Consider the following 2,555-nt stretch of genomic DNA (forward strand, 5'->3'; position numbering starts at 1 on the left):
GTGGGAAAGGGGTCCCGGTTTCGCCGGTCGGGTCGGTAGCCTCGCGGGCATGAGGATCGGCATTGTGGGGGCCACCGGCCAGGTCGGTGGCGTGATGCGGCAGGTGCTGGCGGAGCGGGAGTTCCCGGCGGAGCAGGTGCGGTTGTTCGCCTCGGCGCGGTCCGCCGGGCGTGCGCTGCCGTGGCGCGACGGCGAGGTGATCGTCGAGGACGCCGCCAGCGCCGACTATTCCGGGCTGGACATCGTGCTCTTCTCGGCCGGTAAGGGCACCGCGCGGGAGTTGGCGCCCCGGGTCGCCGAGGCCGGCGCCGTGGTGATCGACAACTCCTCGGCGTTCCGGATGGACCCACAGGTGCCGCTGGTGGTCGCCGAGGTCAACCCGCACGCCGCCCTGGACCGGCCGAAGGGCATCATCGCCAACCCCAACTGCACCACGATGGCAGCGATGCCGGTGCTGCGCCCGCTGCACGCCGAAGCCGGCCTGGTCGGCCTGGTCGTGTCGACGTACCAGGCGGTCTCCGGCGCCGGGCTGGCCGGCGTCGCCGAGCTGGACGAGCAGGTCCGCAAGGTCGCCGAGCACGCCGCCGGGCTGGCCTTCGACGGGTCGGCCGTGGAGTTCCCCGCGCCGCGTTCGTTCGCCCAGCCGATCGCCTACAACGTGCTCCCGCTGGCCGGTTCGATCGTCGACGACGGCTCGTTCGAGACCGACGAGGAGCAGAAGCTCCGCAACGAGAGCCGCAAGATTCTGGAGATCCCCGACCTGAAGGTCTCCGGCACCTGCGTCCGGGTGCCGGTCTTCACCGGGCACTCGCTCCAGATCAACGCCCGGTTCGCCCGGCCGCTCACCCCGCAGCGAGCCCACGAACTGCTGGCCGGCGCGCCCGGGGTGGCGCTGACCGACGTCCCGACGCCGTTGCAGGCCGCCGGCCAGGACCCGACCTACGTGGGTCGGATCCGCGCCGACGAGACCGCGGAGTACGGGCTGGCCCTGTTCTGCTCCAACGACAACCTGCGCAAGGGCGCCGCGCTCAACGCGGTGCAACTCGCCGAGTTGGTCGCCGCCGAGCGCCGCTGACCGCACGGATCCGCACGCAGCTCGTCAAGCACCGAGCCCTCGCCGTCCGTCGGCGAGGGCTCGCTGCCGTTCCGGCTGGTCGCCCGGCGTTCCGGCTGGTCGCTTGGCCGTGCATTCCGGTGGCCGTCCGGCCGTTTCGGGCGGTCTGGCCGTTTCGGGTGGCCATCCGCGACGGCCGGCGGGTCGTGCTTGGATGGGTTGGAGACGATCGTCCAACCTGGAGGACACCATGCCGGATGACCGCACCCAGCAGGCGTTGACCGATCTGGTGGCCGGCCGCTCGATGGGCGTGCTCGCCACCATCAAACGGGACGGGCGTCCGCAGCTGTCCACGGTGCTCTACTCCTTCGACCGGCAGGCCGGCCTGATCCGGGTCTCGGTCACCGACAGTCGGGCGAAGACCGCCAACCTGCGCCGCGACCCGCGGGCCAGCTTCCACGTCAGCAGCGAGGACGGCTGGGCGTACGCGGTGGTCGAGGGTCGCGCCGAGCTGACCCCGCCGTCCGCCGAGCTTGGCGACGAGACGGTCGAGGAGTTGGTGGCGCTCTACCGGGAGCTGAGCGGTGAACACCCCGACTGGGACGAGTACCGCCAGGCCATGGTCGACGAGGGGCGGATCGTGCTGCGGCTGCACGTGGAGCGGCTCTACGGGATGCCGCCCCGGGGCTGAACCCGACCGATCAGCCCGGCTCGACGGTGTCGCACGCCCTGCTCAAGGGTGACGCGGCGGACCAGCGCGCCGGGGTGGGCCTGTACGGCCTGGTCGGGATGCTGCTGTCGGTGAGTTGGCTCGATCTGTACCACTATCTGGCCCGCCGTCCCGATCTCCTGGGACGAGGTCGGGCGTTACCCCGTGCCGGGCGGCGGGTAGACGGGCCGTGCCGACACCGAGAGGGGAGCACCATGACAACGGTCGGAGAGTTCATGACGACCCGGTTGGTGACGATGGACGGCAACGACACGCTCATCTCAGCCGCGCAGGAGATGCGTGACAGCGCGATTGGCGATGTGGTGGTGACCGATGGCGACAGTGTGGTCGGCATCGTCACGGACCGGGACATCACGGTCCGAGGTGTCGCGGAGAACATGGACCCGGGCTCGACCCGGTTGAACCAGATCACCACGCGCGACGTGATCACGGTGAGTCAGTACGACGATGCCGTGGCCGCCGCGGACCTGATGCGGACGTACGCCGTACGCCGACTTCCGGTCATCGACGACGGGCGCCTGGTGGGGCTGATCTCGATGGGTGACCTCGCGGTCGAGCGTGAACCGCAGTCGGTCCTGGCCGACATCAGCGCCGACGACCCGAACAACTGACCGTCCGCCGCGGCCCGCGCCGGCCCTCCCTTCCGGGGAGGGCCGGCGCTGTGGTGTCCGCCCGCTCCACCCCCTGGTTGATCAAGAAGTTTGCGTCACGACACGCCGAAGGCGCTGACGCAAACCTCTTGATCACCGGCTCAGGGCCGGAGCCCGGGGT

The 2,555-nt window shown here is 70.9% G+C and carries 3 protein-coding genes; all 3 read left to right on the forward strand.

Annotated features, from left to right (window positions below; translation table 11 throughout):
- Positions 1-49: 49 nt before the first annotated feature.
- The 3 genes from DLJ59_RS15490 (at position 50) to DLJ59_RS15500 (ending at position 2,395) form a co-directional block, all read left to right on the forward strand.
- On the forward strand, positions 50-1,075 hold the full coding sequence (locus DLJ59_RS15490) for an aspartate-semialdehyde dehydrogenase (RefSeq protein WP_124773280.1): 1,026 nt from the start codon (positions 50-52) through the stop codon (positions 1,073-1,075).
- A gap of 229 nt (positions 1,076-1,304) precedes the next feature.
- Entirely contained in the window at positions 1,305-1,745 is a 441-nt protein-coding gene (locus tag DLJ59_RS15495; RefSeq protein WP_124773282.1) for a PPOX class F420-dependent oxidoreductase, read from the forward strand.
- A gap of 233 nt (positions 1,746-1,978) precedes the next feature.
- Positions 1,979-2,395 (forward strand): CBS domain-containing protein, encoded by a 417-nt coding sequence (locus DLJ59_RS15500; RefSeq protein ID WP_124773284.1) that lies wholly within the window; start codon positions 1,979-1,981, stop codon positions 2,393-2,395.
- The last annotated feature ends 160 nt before the right edge of the window (positions 2,396-2,555 follow it).

The organism is Micromonospora inaquosa (assembly GCF_003857055.1).
Taxonomy (GTDB): Bacteria; Actinomycetota; Actinomycetes; order Mycobacteriales; family Micromonosporaceae; genus Micromonospora; species Micromonospora inaquosa.